This window comes from Zhongshania aliphaticivorans (assembly GCF_902705855.1).
In the GTDB taxonomy this organism is placed as follows: domain Bacteria; phylum Pseudomonadota; class Gammaproteobacteria; order Pseudomonadales; family Spongiibacteraceae; genus Spongiibacter; species Spongiibacter aliphaticivorans_B.
The window spans coordinates 75609-88658 of sequence record NZ_CACSIJ010000002.1; the positions used below are offsets into that span (position 1 = coordinate 75609).

The window sequence follows — 13050 nt, forward strand, 5'->3', positions numbered from 1 at the left end:
CTTTTTATGTAAAAGTCAATCACCCAAAAGTAACAAGCACATTAATAACGGTATAATCCGCCGGCAAGCCAGTAAACGCCGCAACATCACTGACATAGACCTTGAACATGAAAGCAGCTGATCAGAAATTGCCTATCACAACTAACGAAGATGATTTTTCTCGGCGAAGTAAAATACTCGCCGCCGCCGCCGACGTCTTTGCGCAACAGGGCTTTGATGGCACCTCCTTTGGCGCTGTTGCCAAGGCCGCAGACGTAAAGAAATCTCTGGTGCAATATCATTTTAAAAACAAGGACAATCTTTGGCAGGAAAGCATTCACTGGGTATGGAAGCAACGTGACCAAGCGCTACCGAAATATTTACAAAAGTCACATTTAAATGAGGACAACGACAATTCTCAGATGGTCCGCGAACTGTGCAAACAAATTTTGCAATTCACCTTCGACCACCCGCAGTGGATAAAGCTAATGTTTCAAGAAGCGTCGACGCCCGGTCCCCGGTTAGACTGGATGGTAGCAACATTTTTCAAAAAGGATTTTTCAGATGGCAAGGCTGTTATCGAACTTGCACAGCAACAAAACTTACTACCCAAGGTTAATGCCATGGACTTGCTCCATATACTATCAGGCGCCCTGATCTACCTAGTTAACGTTGCACCGATTAGCGAGAGGGTATTAGGCGAAAATCCCAATAACGAGCAGTACATAGATAGGCACATCAATACTCTTATGTGTCTACTTCAAGGCGCCCCTCAAAACAGCCGCTAACGTCCTCCCGCTTGCGGCCCAACAAAGAGTGCCCCAACGGTGCTAACCAAAATAACATTATTGAAAATGCATATGCATTGAGAGAATGATCGGCTTTCACGATTGGGCAAGAAAGCACACGCGAGCTGTCCATCGAAAACGCCACAAACACCTCTTGGGCGATATAATGAATGAACCCAAGCTTACCGACAAATTCAAGACCTCGGCTCAACCATAGAATAATTCAACATTTGGATGCTTGTTTATTAATACGGCGCAGCGCCTTAATCTAAGTGATGTATTTACTTACGATTATTCAGCAACATCATCTTATCCGGGAGCATTCCCACACCCCCTTCAACTGTCTTGCAGAGCCACCACCGCCCGCCCTTCCAACAACAGTTTGCGCTTATGGTAAAGACTAAAGCGATAGCCAAAGCCATTCGCGACCGCTTCTTGTCGCTCTGCGATTACCGTTAACGCCTCTGGTATATCGTCCAGCCGTGAGCAGTACCATTCAACACCGGTTAATACCGCCAGATACGCTATTTTCGGCTTGTCTTCCTCGGCTTTACATAAGCTGCCATGCACCACCATGGCTTGCGCAGCGTACTCAATACCCGCATGTATCGGCAGCACACCTCGGTTTCGTAGTGGGTTATTGGGGAAGTGATGCGATACTGTTCGACAGCTAATGACCCGCTCATCCCACGAATGAACGCTGTCTAATAAACACATCGTACCGCTATGCGGTAACAGCGTTGCGAGTTCCTGCGCATTTATCACTACCTGTTCGACCACAGCGCTACTCTACCCTCAAAAGAAAACGTCTTGGATTGTAATGGAAACCCTCATTTACAGCGATCTATAATACCGGCCACTCTTAACAGGTCGTCATCCATGATTGCGAACAAAGACTCGGTTAGTCACCGCATCAGCCGTGACCACCCTTCTCTAGCGGGGCACTTCCCCGAGCAACCGATTGTTCCCGGCATGGTGATACTCAGCACGCTATTCAACGATCTGGCCGACGAATACCCAAGCTGGCATTTCTGCGGGATTAAAAAGCTTAAATTTCTGCATCCATTGCTACCGGAACAAACATTCACCATTAGCTATGGCGATATCAAAAACAAGGGATTACGCTTTAAGTGTTGGCTAGTCCAAACTAATACTCTGGCAACCGACGCCACAGCGCCCAAGGTACTGATGGCCGAGGGGCATCTAATAGTCGAACCGGCTAGAGTTTGACGTAAGCCCTGTGCAATAATGCCGCGCTAAGGATTGCGATCAGGAAGGATCTCACTGACAGTGAACAAACGGATACTTGTTATTTATTACTCCCAATCAGGTCAACTCACCGATGTGGTAAGGTCCATCACTGAGCCCTTGCAACACGCTGCTGATATTGAGCTGGTATTTGAGTGTCTGCGTCCGCTTAAACCTTATCCCTTTCCCTGGCCTTTTTTATCTTTTTTTGATCACTTTCCAGAAACAGTCTACGACGAACCACAAGCCATTGCGCCCTTGTCCTGCGCGACGGATCAGCCCTTCGATCTAGTTATTTTAGCCTACACCGTGTGGTTTTTATCACCAGCGCAGCCCATTACTACCTTCCTACAATCGGCAGATGCTAAGCAATTATTGCACAACACCCCCATTACCACCGTCATCGCGTGCCGTAATATGTGGTTGATGGCGCAGGAAAAAGTAAAACAACACCTGAGCCGACTCGGGGCTAGGCTGATCGATAATATTGTACTCACCGATCCCACGCACACCGCAGCCACGTTTATATCTACTCCTCTCTGGATGCTAACCGGCAAGAAAGGCCCCTTTTTAAATGGTCTTATTCCCGCCGCCGGCATCAGCGTTGACGCCATTAAAGAGGCATCGCGCTTTGGTGAAGCCATCGCCCAACAACTCCCCACCAGAGCGTTCGATGACAGCAGCCCAATATTGCAGAACCTCGGCGCCGTCACTGTCAGCGAGCGCTTGATTGCATCTGAACGCATCGCCTTACGCAGCTTTCGCCTATGGGGCGGGTTATTGCGAGCGCTGGGCGAGCCTGGTACGCCGTTGCGCCGCGCAGTACTCATTCTTTATATACTATTTTTGATCACCCTAATCATCACCGTAGTGCCCGTATCAGCCATTCTGAAAAGGCTATGCGCGCCGCTAATGAAGAAGCGCATCGCCGCCCAGCGGCTATATTTTGCGGCACCTTCCGGCGAATAAACCATGTAATGGATCCATTAGTTATGAGTGATAACGCCGTTTATATCACCAACATTTCTGCCTTTCTGCCCAACGCCCCAGTCGCTAACAATGAAATGGAAGGTATTCTTGGGCAAGTGGGCAGCCGGACATCACGCGCCCGCCGCTTAGTCTTGCGCGCCAATGGCATCACCAGTCGCCACTACGCGATCGACCCCGAAACGCTATTACACAATTACAACAATGCCGACATGACCGCCGAGGCTATTCGCGCCCTTGATGGCCCTGAATGGTCACTGTCAGATCTTAATTGCTTGAGTTGCGGCACCTCAATTCCTGACCAAATAATGCCCAATCACGCGGTGATGGTACAGGGTCAGCTGGGGCTACATCACTGCGAGGCCATTGCCACCTCCGGTATTTGTATTAGCGGCGTAACGGCATTGAAGTATGCGTATATGGGTGTGCTTTCTGGTATACACCAAAACGCGATAGCGACGGGCTCAGACTTATCCTCAGCAAGCATGAAGGCAGATAATTTTAGCCATGAGATAGAAGCCAACGTCGACAATCTTGAAAAACAACCCGAACTCGCCTTTGAAAAAGATTTTCTACGCTGGATGCTATCCGACGGCGCCGGTGCCATGCTGCTACAAAACAAACCAGCAGCAAAAGGCTTGTCACTGCGCATCGACTGGCTGGATATTATTTCTTACGCAGGGGAAATAGCGCCCTGCATGTATGCCGGCGCAGTAAAAAACGACGACAACTCCCTTACTGGCTGGCAAAACTTTAGTCAGCAGCACCGCGCTGAAAACTCAGTGATGGCCGTCAAACAAGACGTAAAATTACTCAACGACAACATCATTCGCTATACCGTCGAAAAACCGCTGGCCGAGCTGCAAGAGAAATATTCATTACGCGCCGACGAGATCGATTGGTTTATTCCCCACTATTCATCGGCCTTTTTCCGCGAAAGGCTTTTGGCCGGATTGATGTCCGTCGGTTTCAAAATTCCCATGACGCGCTGGTTTACCAACCTCGCCACCAAGGGCAACACTGGCGCCGCTTCAATTTATATTATGCTGGAAGAGCTGTTCCACTCAGGCACCTTAAAACCCGGCCAAAAAATGCTGTGCTATATCCCCGAGAGTGGGCGCTTTTCCACCTCCTTTATGCATTTAACCGTGGTGCAGTCTTAAATCATGAAAATCGATGAGGTTCCTCAGGACACTGAAAACAGCACCTATGGCGATGCCCGTAAGTTGGTTTACGCAGTCGACGAGCACGGCGATTTTGTCGGAGTAAAGTCTAGCGGCTGGGTGGTTGAAGCCGAGGCGACTCAATCCGCACTAAACCTAATCGAACAGCAATGCGATGCAGCTTGGCAGCGCGCCCGCAATGGTGAAACCGCTCCGCTGGAATATTATATGTGTTATCAGCGCATGGATTTGGCACTACTCTCACAGGTTAGCGGCTTGTTTCAATGGCGAATTCGCCGCCATTTCAGACCAGCGATATTTAAAAAACTTAACCATAAACTTTTGCGCCGCTACAGCGAAGCCTTAGGCCTTGGTATCGACACATTACAACAACTTCCCGACCACCCACTCCACGGCCGTCAAGCTCATGTTTAAACACCAACAATCCGCCCACTGTGAAAGTGGCGTTACCTCCAGCTTGCTAAACCACAGTGGTCTTAGCCTGTCTGAGCCAATGGTTTTTGGTTTAGCGAGCGCCTTGGCATTTGCCTACATTCCCTTAGTTAAAATAGCCGGTATGCCGCTCATCGCTTACCGCATGCCACCGCGCAGTATCATCAAGGGCGTACAAAAGCAGCTGGGCTTGAAGATGTGCTACCAAACCTTCAGCAACCCCGAACAAGGTATGGATGAGCTTGATCGTCAGCTCGATCAGGGGCGTATCGTCGGCCTACAAACCTCAGTGTTCTGGCTACCTTATTTTCCCGACGCCATGCGTTTTCACTTTAATGCACACAACCTCTTGGTGTATGGCCGCGACGGCGACGACTACCTAGTCAGCGATCCCGTGTTTGAGGACGTGGTGCGCTGCGACGCAGCCTCGCTTAAAAAAGCCCGCTTCGCCAAAGGCGCACTTGCCGCTAAAGGTATGATGTATTACCCCACCCAAGTGCCACAGAGTATTGATTTAGCCAGCGCCTCGGTTAACGCGATTAAAAAAAATCACCGCACCATGACCGGTGCGCCTCTGCCGGTGATCGGTCTGCGGGGGATTCGGCATATGGGTAAATGCATAATCAAACTCAGCCGCGAACCCAATAAGCGCGAAAAATACCTGCCGCACTACCTAAGCCACATCGTACGTATGCAGGAAGAAATTGGCACGGGCGGGGCGGGATTCCGGTTTATCTATGCATCTTTTCTTAAAGAAACAAGCAAGGCGCTCAACAATGAATTACTTGCTGAAGCCGCTGAGATTATGGCCGAGGCCGGCGATGAGTGGCGTCAGTTTGCACTGGTTAGTAGCAAGATGTGCAAGGGGCGCAAAGACATGAACGGCGAAGAACTCGCTGCGCTGCTCAACAACTGCGCAAACCAAGAAGCCAAAGCGTGGCAGCTGTTAAAGCAGTACCGCTAATCAGCAGCTAATCACCACCGCCATATAACGCCCCACTGGATCGCGGTTCAAATAAATTAAACGGCCAGCCCCGCGGCGGACAAACTCGCAAAACACGAGGCCAGCCAGACTCTTAAAGTAGGCTGGCGCTTCGCGAAAATTAAAAGGCGGCAATCCTGTTTCGACCAACCAATGATCTGCCTCGTCTGACTCAATCGACTGCCCTAAGGCCAGGCAATCGTCTGCCTCAACAGGCAGCTCTGCCAGCCACGCCGACAGCGCCTCACGATCAGTAAAATGCTGCACCGCATCCAGCGTTGCCAAAACTGTTCTATCGCTCGCATCCGCGACCAGCTGAAACCAGTGACTGCCTTCCGCCACGTCAGTTTGCGCATTGATCCTTAGTCGTTGCCTATGCTCTTCAATCGGCAACACCACCGAATCTACCGCGCCAACTAATGCCGCCTTTTGTTGGCCCTGCTCCAGCGCCAATAACGCCACTCTTAAGCTTGTTTCCACAGTAAAATAGCGGCTACTGACAAAGCTACTCGCGCCGTTTAACTGCAGTGATTGGGCAATGTAAAAACAGGCAGCGTTACTCACCGTATTAATAAAACTGAGTGGTCGCGGCGGCTCTGCCTGCCGGTAAATTGTATTTAGCACGCCCACCGTCGCCTCTACATCGCCACTACCGGAGGTAAGGTAAACCGCTGCTTCATTGGATAACTGCGAAGACGCTCGGCCTCCACCAATCAACGCCAGCTGAATAAATCGCCCCACTCGGCGTATATTGGAACCCACCGTCTCTTGAACTAATTTTTTCAAGGGCGGGAGTTCATCACCGACCGGTTCGTAATAACTACCCACAGCAACAATGTACGTTGTCATGACTCATCCTCGCCATAATGGCTAACCTGATTACTAATAATCAGCGAGGTATTATTCCCACCGAAGCCAAAATAATTGAGCATAAAGCAGCCTGATTCCACCGAGCTTAAACGCTGGTTAAGCACAACATTCAAGTCACCGGCATCCGCACTAATACCCGGTGTCGCGATCAGGAATCCAGCCTCGATAGCGCGATAAAACAAGATCAACTCATTCAAACCGCAGGCACCCAGCGTATGCCCAATAAATGGCTTTAAAGCACAAACGCGGGGTAACGACGAAAACACCGCATGCATCCCGACTGACTCCGCCTCATCGTTGGCAAGGCTTGCCGTGCCATGCACTTTAATGACATCAAGCTCTGCGGCACTCACACCCGCATTGGCCAATGCCCGTGTCATTACCTCGGCAATCGCACTGCCATCAACATTGGACATGGTGATGCTGTAGGTATCGCAAAGATTGGCGCCGCCACGCAGATGAAATCTTCGCCGCCCGTCGTTTGGGTCGCGACCAATTACCAATGCAGATACACCCTCGCCAAGCACCAGTCCATCTCGGGCACTATCAAAGGGTCGCATGACCGAGCGAGTGAGTAGATCTAAGCTGTAAAAACCCAACGCAGTGACATCGTTATAAAGTTCAACACCCACCACCAGCGCGTGATCAATCAGGCCCGCTTCTACATGCGCCACCGCAGTTAATAAAGCGTTAGCACTGGCGGTGCACGCGGTATTAAAACTGACGTCTTCACCTCGAATGCCCAACGACCCCACCAGATAATCAGCCAGATTCGCCATACTAGGGTCAAGCAAAGCGAGGGCTTTGCAGGACTCACTTTCGCCTGCCAATTGCCGCTGATAATCAGCTTCGCTTACCCCGATATCAAAAGACGATGAGCCAAGATACAAACTCATATTTCGGCGCTCAGACTCGCTCAAACCGGCGTCGCTTAAAGCCTGCTCCGCAACATCGTCGATTACCCGATACAATCTGTGCTGTAACTCGGTAAGCGGTGATTCGAATAATAATTTATAAGGAATCTGCAGGGCTTCATCAGTGACGGTGTTGTTCAGCAAGGTAGGCGCTTGCGGTGCAGTTTTAAGCGCCGCGAGGTTAGCCTCTACCCCATTGCCGAGACTGCTATGAATACCCGCACCTAAAAATACTGCCTGATGGCGTGGCCGTGTGACGTTCAAACCCGATGCTCAATAATGGTTTGCGCTAAGGTCGTAATCGACTGCAAGGCTTTCCTCGCATCTGGGCCGCCCTCAATACGTACGCCGTAATTAGATTTAACTGCCATACATATCTGTAGAGCATCAAGCGAATCTAGCTCCAGCGCGCCATCAAACAAAATTTCATCATCAAGAATGTCATCGATCTCAACATCCTTATCACACTCTTCAATTATCATTAACTTAAGTGCTTGCTTTAATTGCGTCAGCGACAAAACATTATTCATTACATTCGATCCCTCAAGATTCACTGTGCCGATGCAGTAACAACAACGCCAAGCCCAGCATAACAGCGCCCAGTAAAAACAGTGACCCAGCCTCTGGGCACACTTCGGCAACCCCGCCACCGCGCAACAATATATCCAAAAATCCCTGCAAACCCCAGGACATAGGCGACACGACTGTAAACGTCTGCATAAACTCAGGCATGACAAAAGCAGGCACCATAATGCCGCCTATCGCCGCTAAAATAATATTGCCCGCGCCACCCAGTGTGGTTGCCTGCTCGGTGGTACGACTCACCACCGCAATCAACATCGCATAACCTAATGCGGCCACGCTCAGTGCCGTTGAAATCAGCACCAAACCTGCGACTGAACTCCCCAAGGTTAAGCGGTCACCTCCTAATAGGGGCACCAAGGTCACGCCAACGACAAGCATCAACATCACTTGAATTTGATTGATAAAAAAATAGGGAATAATTTTTCCCACAATCAATTTCCAGCTAGCCACAGGGATAGTTTGTATCCGCCGCAAAGTGCCCAACTGGCGTTCATTAATTAACGTATTAGCCAGTGGTATTACCACAAAGAACATTGAAAAAACGAGCCAGGCCGGCACATTTTGCTGCACCGACGTTGGCGCTTTGGCTTCTTCCTTGGCACTGAATGCATAACGCGTCGAGACCAAGCCCTCGTTGCGCTTACTATCTGAAAAGACATCCAAACCTTTCAAGTCAGGGGAATATTCCTGCAAGGCCTTTATCGACAACCCCATATTTTGCTCTGCCGCCGCATACGTCAATGTCGCAAAAAACAATTGCGTCACCGCGGGGCTGGTAGCGGGAGCGACCAAGACATCGGCTACCGCGACACCTGCGGCCTGCTCAGTAAATGCCTGTTCTGGCACCGTCACCAAAAAACTATAACGATCTTTTTTTATCGCCAGTTCGACATCAACGTCAGTATCAAGATCAGCCACTTTAATTAAATTAAACTGTTCATTCTCTGCCACTTTAGCCAACATGTTCTGCGTGATAATTGAATGCTCTAAGTCCGCGACAAGTACATCCAACCGCACACCGGAGCGACGATCAAAGTCGCCTTTCATCGCCAGCGACATGATTAAAATAAAAACTACCGGCATAACAAACAACAGTAATAAGCCATGTAGATCACGACACAGCAGCAACAGCTCCTTACGAATAATAGCCAATAGCTGCACAGTTACTGCCTCAATTTACGATGGGTGGCTTGCAGGTAAATATGTTCAAGACTACTGCTGCCAAAATGCATTTTATTTACCACAATGCCCGCCCCCTCAGCCAACACCAACACCTCAGATAAAGTCCGGCCATCACCAAGTTCTAGTGTGAGATGCTCGCCATCCCAGACCGCAACGCCTACCTGCTGTAATAGTGCTAACGCTTCTGGTAATGGTGGCTGAGCCGGTGTAATCACCAACTGCCGGTCATTCTGCAGCAGCGCCGCCATGGGTGCCTGCAGCAAGACTTCGCCGTGGTCAATGATCGCCACCTCATCACATATTTGCTCGACCTCTTCCATATAGTGCGAGGTATACACAATGGTCATGCCACTGGCTTTTAACTGCTGAATAGCCTGTAAAATAAAATAACGTGACTGTGCATCTATACCGACCGTGGGTTCATCCAGATAGAGAATTTTTGGATTGTGTAACAAACCCAGCGCAATGTTTAAGCGACGTTTAATGCCGCCCGAATAGGTCGCCGCTCGCTGATCTAGCACATTTTCTAAACCACACACGGCCACGCAATAATCTACTCTCGCGACAACATCAGCGGTCGCTATTTTATAAAGCCCTGCAAAAAATTGTAAATTCTCACGCCCCGTAAGCGCTGGATAAAAAGCGTAATCCTGTGGTACCAAGCCAGATACTGCCTTGATCTTGGCTGCATCGGATGGATAATCGAAACCAGAAATTTGAATACGACCCTGCGGCGTTTGAACGCTTTTTTGTGGCGAGATAATGCCGGTCAACAAGGAAATCAGCGTGGTTTTACCTGCGCCGTTAGGCCCGAGTAAACCAAAACAGCAGCCCTCAGCTATCGTCAGGCTTATATTCTTTAATGCGGCAACTGCAGCGCCAGAATAATAATGATTGATAGCGTCTACTATCACTATCGGCGAGGGAGAATCATCCTGATTCATGCAGTACATATTTCCTTAAATAAAAATTATTGCGACAAGACGCATTGTGCACCAGACATAGCCGACAAACGACCAAATTGCATAGAAATTTGCTAAGCAGGTCTATTACGGCCATATATTATCTAAACCTGTGCCCGATTTTAAGGCAATGACGCCCACATTGCCTCCACACGATAATGAGCCTGCCCCCTCGCTCCGAGGGCCAGTAAATGGCTTTATCGACGATTATTCTGTCTTTCCTGATTTTGACCACAATAACACCAGCGGTAAACCGCATCAGGCAGACAATTTTGCCCCTACTACACAATTCCACTGTCCTGATACGCCACGCTTACTGTCGCCTCAAGTCATAATTACGCGCCAGCGAACATGCAAATACTCCTAGGTAGTGCTACCTTCACTACTAATGATAGCTACTGATCTGTAACCAAACAGCCAAGTACGCCCAATATAATAACGACAGAAGGTCTCCGATGCGCCAGCAATCCGTCCCCACACGTAACCTACTCCGTTTTTTAAGTACATCAGCCCTTATCGTTACGGGCAGTAGTTTGCTAAATAGCACGCTACATGCAGCCCCGCGTATTATCGAGGAGGTGATTGTTACGGCCAATAAAAAGGCAGAGAGCGCGCAGGATGTACCACTGTCTATCTCTGTTATTGGGGCCGACTTCATTCAAGAGGCCGGCCTCTCCGATGTTGGTGAAATTACCCGCTATATTCCCAACGTCAGTTTCGACTCCTCCCTGGCGCTGTACACCAGTATTACCATTCGCGGCTTTGGGACTCCGCCACTTGGCGTTGGCTTCGAACCCTCTATTGGTCTGGTAATCGACGACGTACCTTATGGGCGCTCAACCTTTGCGCAGGATGCCGTGTTTGATATCGACCGCTTAGAAGTATTGCGCGGCCCGCAGGGCACGCTATTCGGGAAGAATACCTTAGGTGGCGTGCTTAATTTCCACACCATGGACCCTACCTCCGAACCTGAAGGCTTCATCAAATTTGGTCACGGTGAGAATATTGAAAGCAACAATGTCGAAGGGGCAATTTCTGGCCCCATATTTGGCGACAACTTTCTCGGCCGATTAGCATTTCGCTACAACGACGCCGACACCCTTGAATACAATAGCACCCGTGACGAACAACAAACTCAAGAAGACAAGGCTGTCCGCTTAAAGCTCAGCTGGTTTTTAAGCGACACCTTAACCGCAAACTTTACGGGCCTGTATGCAGAGTCACTGACCAAGGGTTATACCCAATCCTTATTTATCGCCAGTGAGCGCAGCCTGCGGGTTTTCCGCGAATACGATCCGCAAACCGAGATCGACGCCTACGACCAAAATACCTCTACCGATGCGCCAACCCGATCTGACCGCGAGGTAAAAGCAGCGTCTTTAAGTTTAATTTGGCGGCCTGACGAACTAATGGGTATTATCGCCCCCGAACTCACCACTATTGCATCGTGGTCTGAAGTTATTACGCCCTACTCGCTAGACGTGGATTACTCACCCGTACCATTAGTAGCATTTAACGAGCCGCCAAAGGGCAACCCTTACACCGCTGAGGCAATAGAAGTTCGTTTGGCTGGTGGTCTAGACGCACCGTTTGATTGGGGCGAAGGTATGGACTTTGTTGTGGGTGTGTTTGCGCAAGAATCCACCAATGATGTTTTCCAAGATATCGACGTCAGCCTAAATGGTCTTGTCGCATTTGCCCGCGCTGGAGCTATAGTTCAAAACCTTCAATTACCGTTTGATCCATTACTCATTGATCTGCCGATATCACTCCCAAACTTAATTCCGGGAATTATCGAACGCGAACGTTATATTTCAGCCACACAATCTACAACACAATCCTTCGCCATTTTCTCGCAATTTAATTGGATATTAACCGACCGCCTCACCGCGACTGCTGGCCTGCGTTATGGCGAAGATGAATCTGAGGGGGCATCTTATTCTCAAGTTGCGGCAGGCCTTAGTATATCGGGCGGCTCACTCAACCAAAGCAATTTCGACGCACCTAATTTGAAGAACAAAGAGACCAATGTGTCGCCTAAGATCGCCTTTAACTACGAAGTGCTACCCGACGTAAACGTGTATGTGAATGCGGCAAAAGGCTTTAAAGCCGGCGGTTTTGATCCCGCACCGCTGAATGACAACAACCTGACCTATAAAGGCGAAGAAACCTTAACCTATGAAGCTGGTGTTAAATCCCGCTTACTTGGCGGTTCATTAACCTTGAATATGGCGGTATTCGACAGCGATGTAAAAAATCTGCAAATTCGCACCTTCTCTGGCGTGACCTTAACGACGTTCAACGCACCAGAATCATCAAGCCAAGGCGCGGAAATGGACTTCTTCTGGCTACCACCAATTGACGGTGTAAGCCTAGCCGGTAGCCTTGCCTACCTAGATGCAAAATACGATAGCTTCACCGAAGGCCCACCACTTTTCCAATCGGCACAAAACCCTCCTCAAGACTTGAGTGGCAAACCACTCCCCTATGCGCCGCGCTGGTCCGGCTCTTTGTCACCACGCTGGGAATTCCCACTGTTTGGCAGCGCGGATCTTCTGGGCAGTGTGCGTATGAATATTTCCTACACTGACGAGCGCTACTTAGATTCAGATATCGACCCCAACACCTTGCAAGATGCGGTGACTCGCACCGATATCGGTTTAGGACTGCGCTCAGAACTTGGCGGCTGGTCGGTGAACTTCCAAGCGCGCAATGTTACTCAGGAACAAGATGCAGTTCTAATTCTTGATCAGCCGCTCATTCCAGGTAACTACACGAAGACACCCCACCCAGATCAAACGACCTATCAGCTAGATTTTAGAGTTGGGTTTTAAAACAGGAAGATGATAAAAAAATAAGGCACCTAATTCTGCGCATTGCTAATACCAATGCGCAGAATAAAATATTTAAGTGAGTAAGATACTCACAGAATAAAAA

Annotated in this window: 13 protein-coding genes; 7 read left to right on the forward strand and 6 right to left on the reverse strand. The window is 49.4% G+C overall.

Annotation, left to right across the window (positions count from 1 at the left end; translation table 11 throughout):
- Positions 1 to 107: 107 nt before the first annotated feature.
- Positions 108 to 767 (forward strand): TetR/AcrR family transcriptional regulator, encoded by a 660-nt coding sequence (locus GVJ32_RS03600; protein ID WP_159238694.1) that lies wholly within the window; start codon positions 108 to 110, stop codon positions 765 to 767.
- Positions 768 to 1103: 336 nt separating this feature from the next.
- Here the strand turns inward: GVJ32_RS03600 and GVJ32_RS03605 are convergent, their stop codons facing one another.
- Positions 1104 to 1547 carry a hypothetical protein gene (locus tag GVJ32_RS03605; RefSeq protein WP_200841327.1) on the reverse strand — a complete coding sequence of 148 codons (444 nt, stop codon included), beginning with the start codon at positions 1545 to 1547 and terminating at the stop codon, positions 1104 to 1106.
- Between the two features lie 99 nt (positions 1548 to 1646).
- On the opposite strand from GVJ32_RS03605, the gene GVJ32_RS03610 reads away from it, so the two are divergent.
- Genes GVJ32_RS03610 through GVJ32_RS03630 form a run of 5 tightly spaced genes read left to right on the forward strand, consistent with a single transcriptional unit; the run spans position 1647 to position 5582 of the window.
- The gene (locus tag GVJ32_RS03610; RefSeq protein WP_159238695.1) at positions 1647 to 1997 is read left to right on the forward strand and encodes a hypothetical protein; all 351 of its coding nucleotides are present in this window, start codon (positions 1647 to 1649) and stop codon (positions 1995 to 1997) included.
- Between the two features lie 60 nt (positions 1998 to 2057).
- Positions 2058 to 2984, forward strand: a complete 927-nt coding sequence (locus GVJ32_RS03615; protein ID WP_235035032.1) for a dialkylrecorsinol condensing enzyme — start codon at positions 2058 to 2060, stop codon at positions 2982 to 2984.
- A 23-nt stretch (positions 2985 to 3007) separates the two neighbouring features.
- The gene (locus GVJ32_RS03620) at positions 3008 to 4165 is read left to right on the forward strand and encodes a beta-ketoacyl-ACP synthase III (RefSeq protein ID WP_159238696.1); all 1158 of its coding nucleotides are present in this window, start codon (positions 3008 to 3010) and stop codon (positions 4163 to 4165) included.
- 3 nt (positions 4166 to 4168) lie between these two features.
- Positions 4169 to 4600 (forward strand): hypothetical protein, encoded by a 432-nt coding sequence (locus tag GVJ32_RS03625; RefSeq protein WP_159238697.1) that lies wholly within the window; start codon positions 4169 to 4171, stop codon positions 4598 to 4600.
- Positions 4593 to 5582 carry a BtrH N-terminal domain-containing protein gene (locus GVJ32_RS03630; protein ID WP_159238698.1) on the forward strand — a complete coding sequence of 330 codons (990 nt, stop codon included), beginning with the start codon at positions 4593 to 4595 and terminating at the stop codon, positions 5580 to 5582. Before GVJ32_RS03625 ends, GVJ32_RS03630 begins: the two co-directional genes overlap by 8 nt.
- Here GVJ32_RS03630 and GVJ32_RS03635 read toward each other — a convergent pair whose 3' ends face one another.
- From GVJ32_RS03635 to GVJ32_RS03655, 5 genes are read right to left on the reverse strand one after another with little or no spacing between them, the layout of a single operon-like run.
- The gene (locus GVJ32_RS03635; protein WP_159238699.1) at positions 5583 to 6449 is read right to left on the reverse strand and encodes a beta-ketoacyl synthase N-terminal-like domain-containing protein; all 867 of its coding nucleotides are present in this window, start codon (positions 6447 to 6449) and stop codon (positions 5583 to 5585) included. It abuts the gene before it with no gap.
- Entirely contained in the window at positions 6446 to 7648 is a 1203-nt protein-coding gene (locus GVJ32_RS03640) for a beta-ketoacyl synthase N-terminal-like domain-containing protein (protein ID WP_159238700.1), read from the reverse strand. The genes GVJ32_RS03635 and GVJ32_RS03640 overlap by 4 nt, the downstream gene beginning before the upstream one ends.
- Positions 7645 to 7914, reverse strand: coding sequence for an acyl carrier protein (locus GVJ32_RS03645; protein ID WP_159238701.1), 270 nt, complete (start codon positions 7912 to 7914; stop codon positions 7645 to 7647). Before GVJ32_RS03645 ends, GVJ32_RS03640 begins: the two co-directional genes overlap by 4 nt.
- Positions 7915 to 7927: 13 nt before the next feature.
- Positions 7928 to 9130 (reverse strand): ABC transporter permease, encoded by a 1203-nt coding sequence (locus GVJ32_RS03650; protein ID WP_159238702.1) that lies wholly within the window; start codon positions 9128 to 9130, stop codon positions 7928 to 7930.
- A gap of 2 nt (positions 9131 to 9132) precedes the next feature.
- Positions 9133 to 10095, reverse strand: coding sequence for an ABC transporter ATP-binding protein (locus GVJ32_RS03655; protein ID WP_159238703.1), 963 nt, complete (start codon positions 10093 to 10095; stop codon positions 9133 to 9135).
- Positions 10096 to 10568: 473 nt separating this feature from the next.
- Between GVJ32_RS03655 and GVJ32_RS03660 the strand changes: the two genes are divergently transcribed.
- A complete protein-coding gene (locus GVJ32_RS03660) occupies positions 10569 to 12947 on the forward strand; it encodes a TonB-dependent receptor (protein ID WP_159238704.1) in 2379 nt (792 codons plus the stop codon).
- Positions 12948 to 13050 lie beyond the last annotated feature (103 nt).

Bases quoted from the DNA above. Each gene is read 5' to 3' on its own strand.
- GVJ32_RS03600 (WP_159238694.1), top strand. From the start codon at position 108: ATGAAAGCAGCTGATCAGAAATTGCCTATCACAACTAACGAAGATGAT.
- GVJ32_RS03610 (WP_159238695.1), top strand. From the start codon at position 1,647: ATGATTGCGAACAAAGACTCGGTTAGTCACCGCATCAGCCGTGACCAC.
- GVJ32_RS03620 (WP_159238696.1), top strand. From the start codon at position 3,008: ATGAGTGATAACGCCGTTTATATCACCAACATTTCTGCCTTTCTGCCC.
- GVJ32_RS03625 (WP_159238697.1), top strand. From the start codon at position 4,169: ATGAAAATCGATGAGGTTCCTCAGGACACTGAAAACAGCACCTATGGC.
- GVJ32_RS03630 (WP_159238698.1), top strand. From the start codon at position 4,593: ATGTTTAAACACCAACAATCCGCCCACTGTGAAAGTGGCGTTACCTCC.
- GVJ32_RS03635 (WP_159238699.1), bottom strand. From the start codon at position 6,449: ATGACAACGTACATTGTTGCTGTGGGTAGTTATTACGAACCGGTCGGT.
- GVJ32_RS03645 (WP_159238701.1), bottom strand. From the start codon at position 7,914: ATGAATAATGTTTTGTCGCTGACGCAATTAAAGCAAGCACTTAAGTTA.
- GVJ32_RS03655 (WP_159238703.1), bottom strand. From the start codon at position 10,095: ATGAATCAGGATGATTCTCCCTCGCCGATAGTGATAGTAGACGCTATC.
- GVJ32_RS03660 (WP_159238704.1), top strand. From the start codon at position 10,569: ATGCGCCAGCAATCCGTCCCCACACGTAACCTACTCCGTTTTTTAAGT.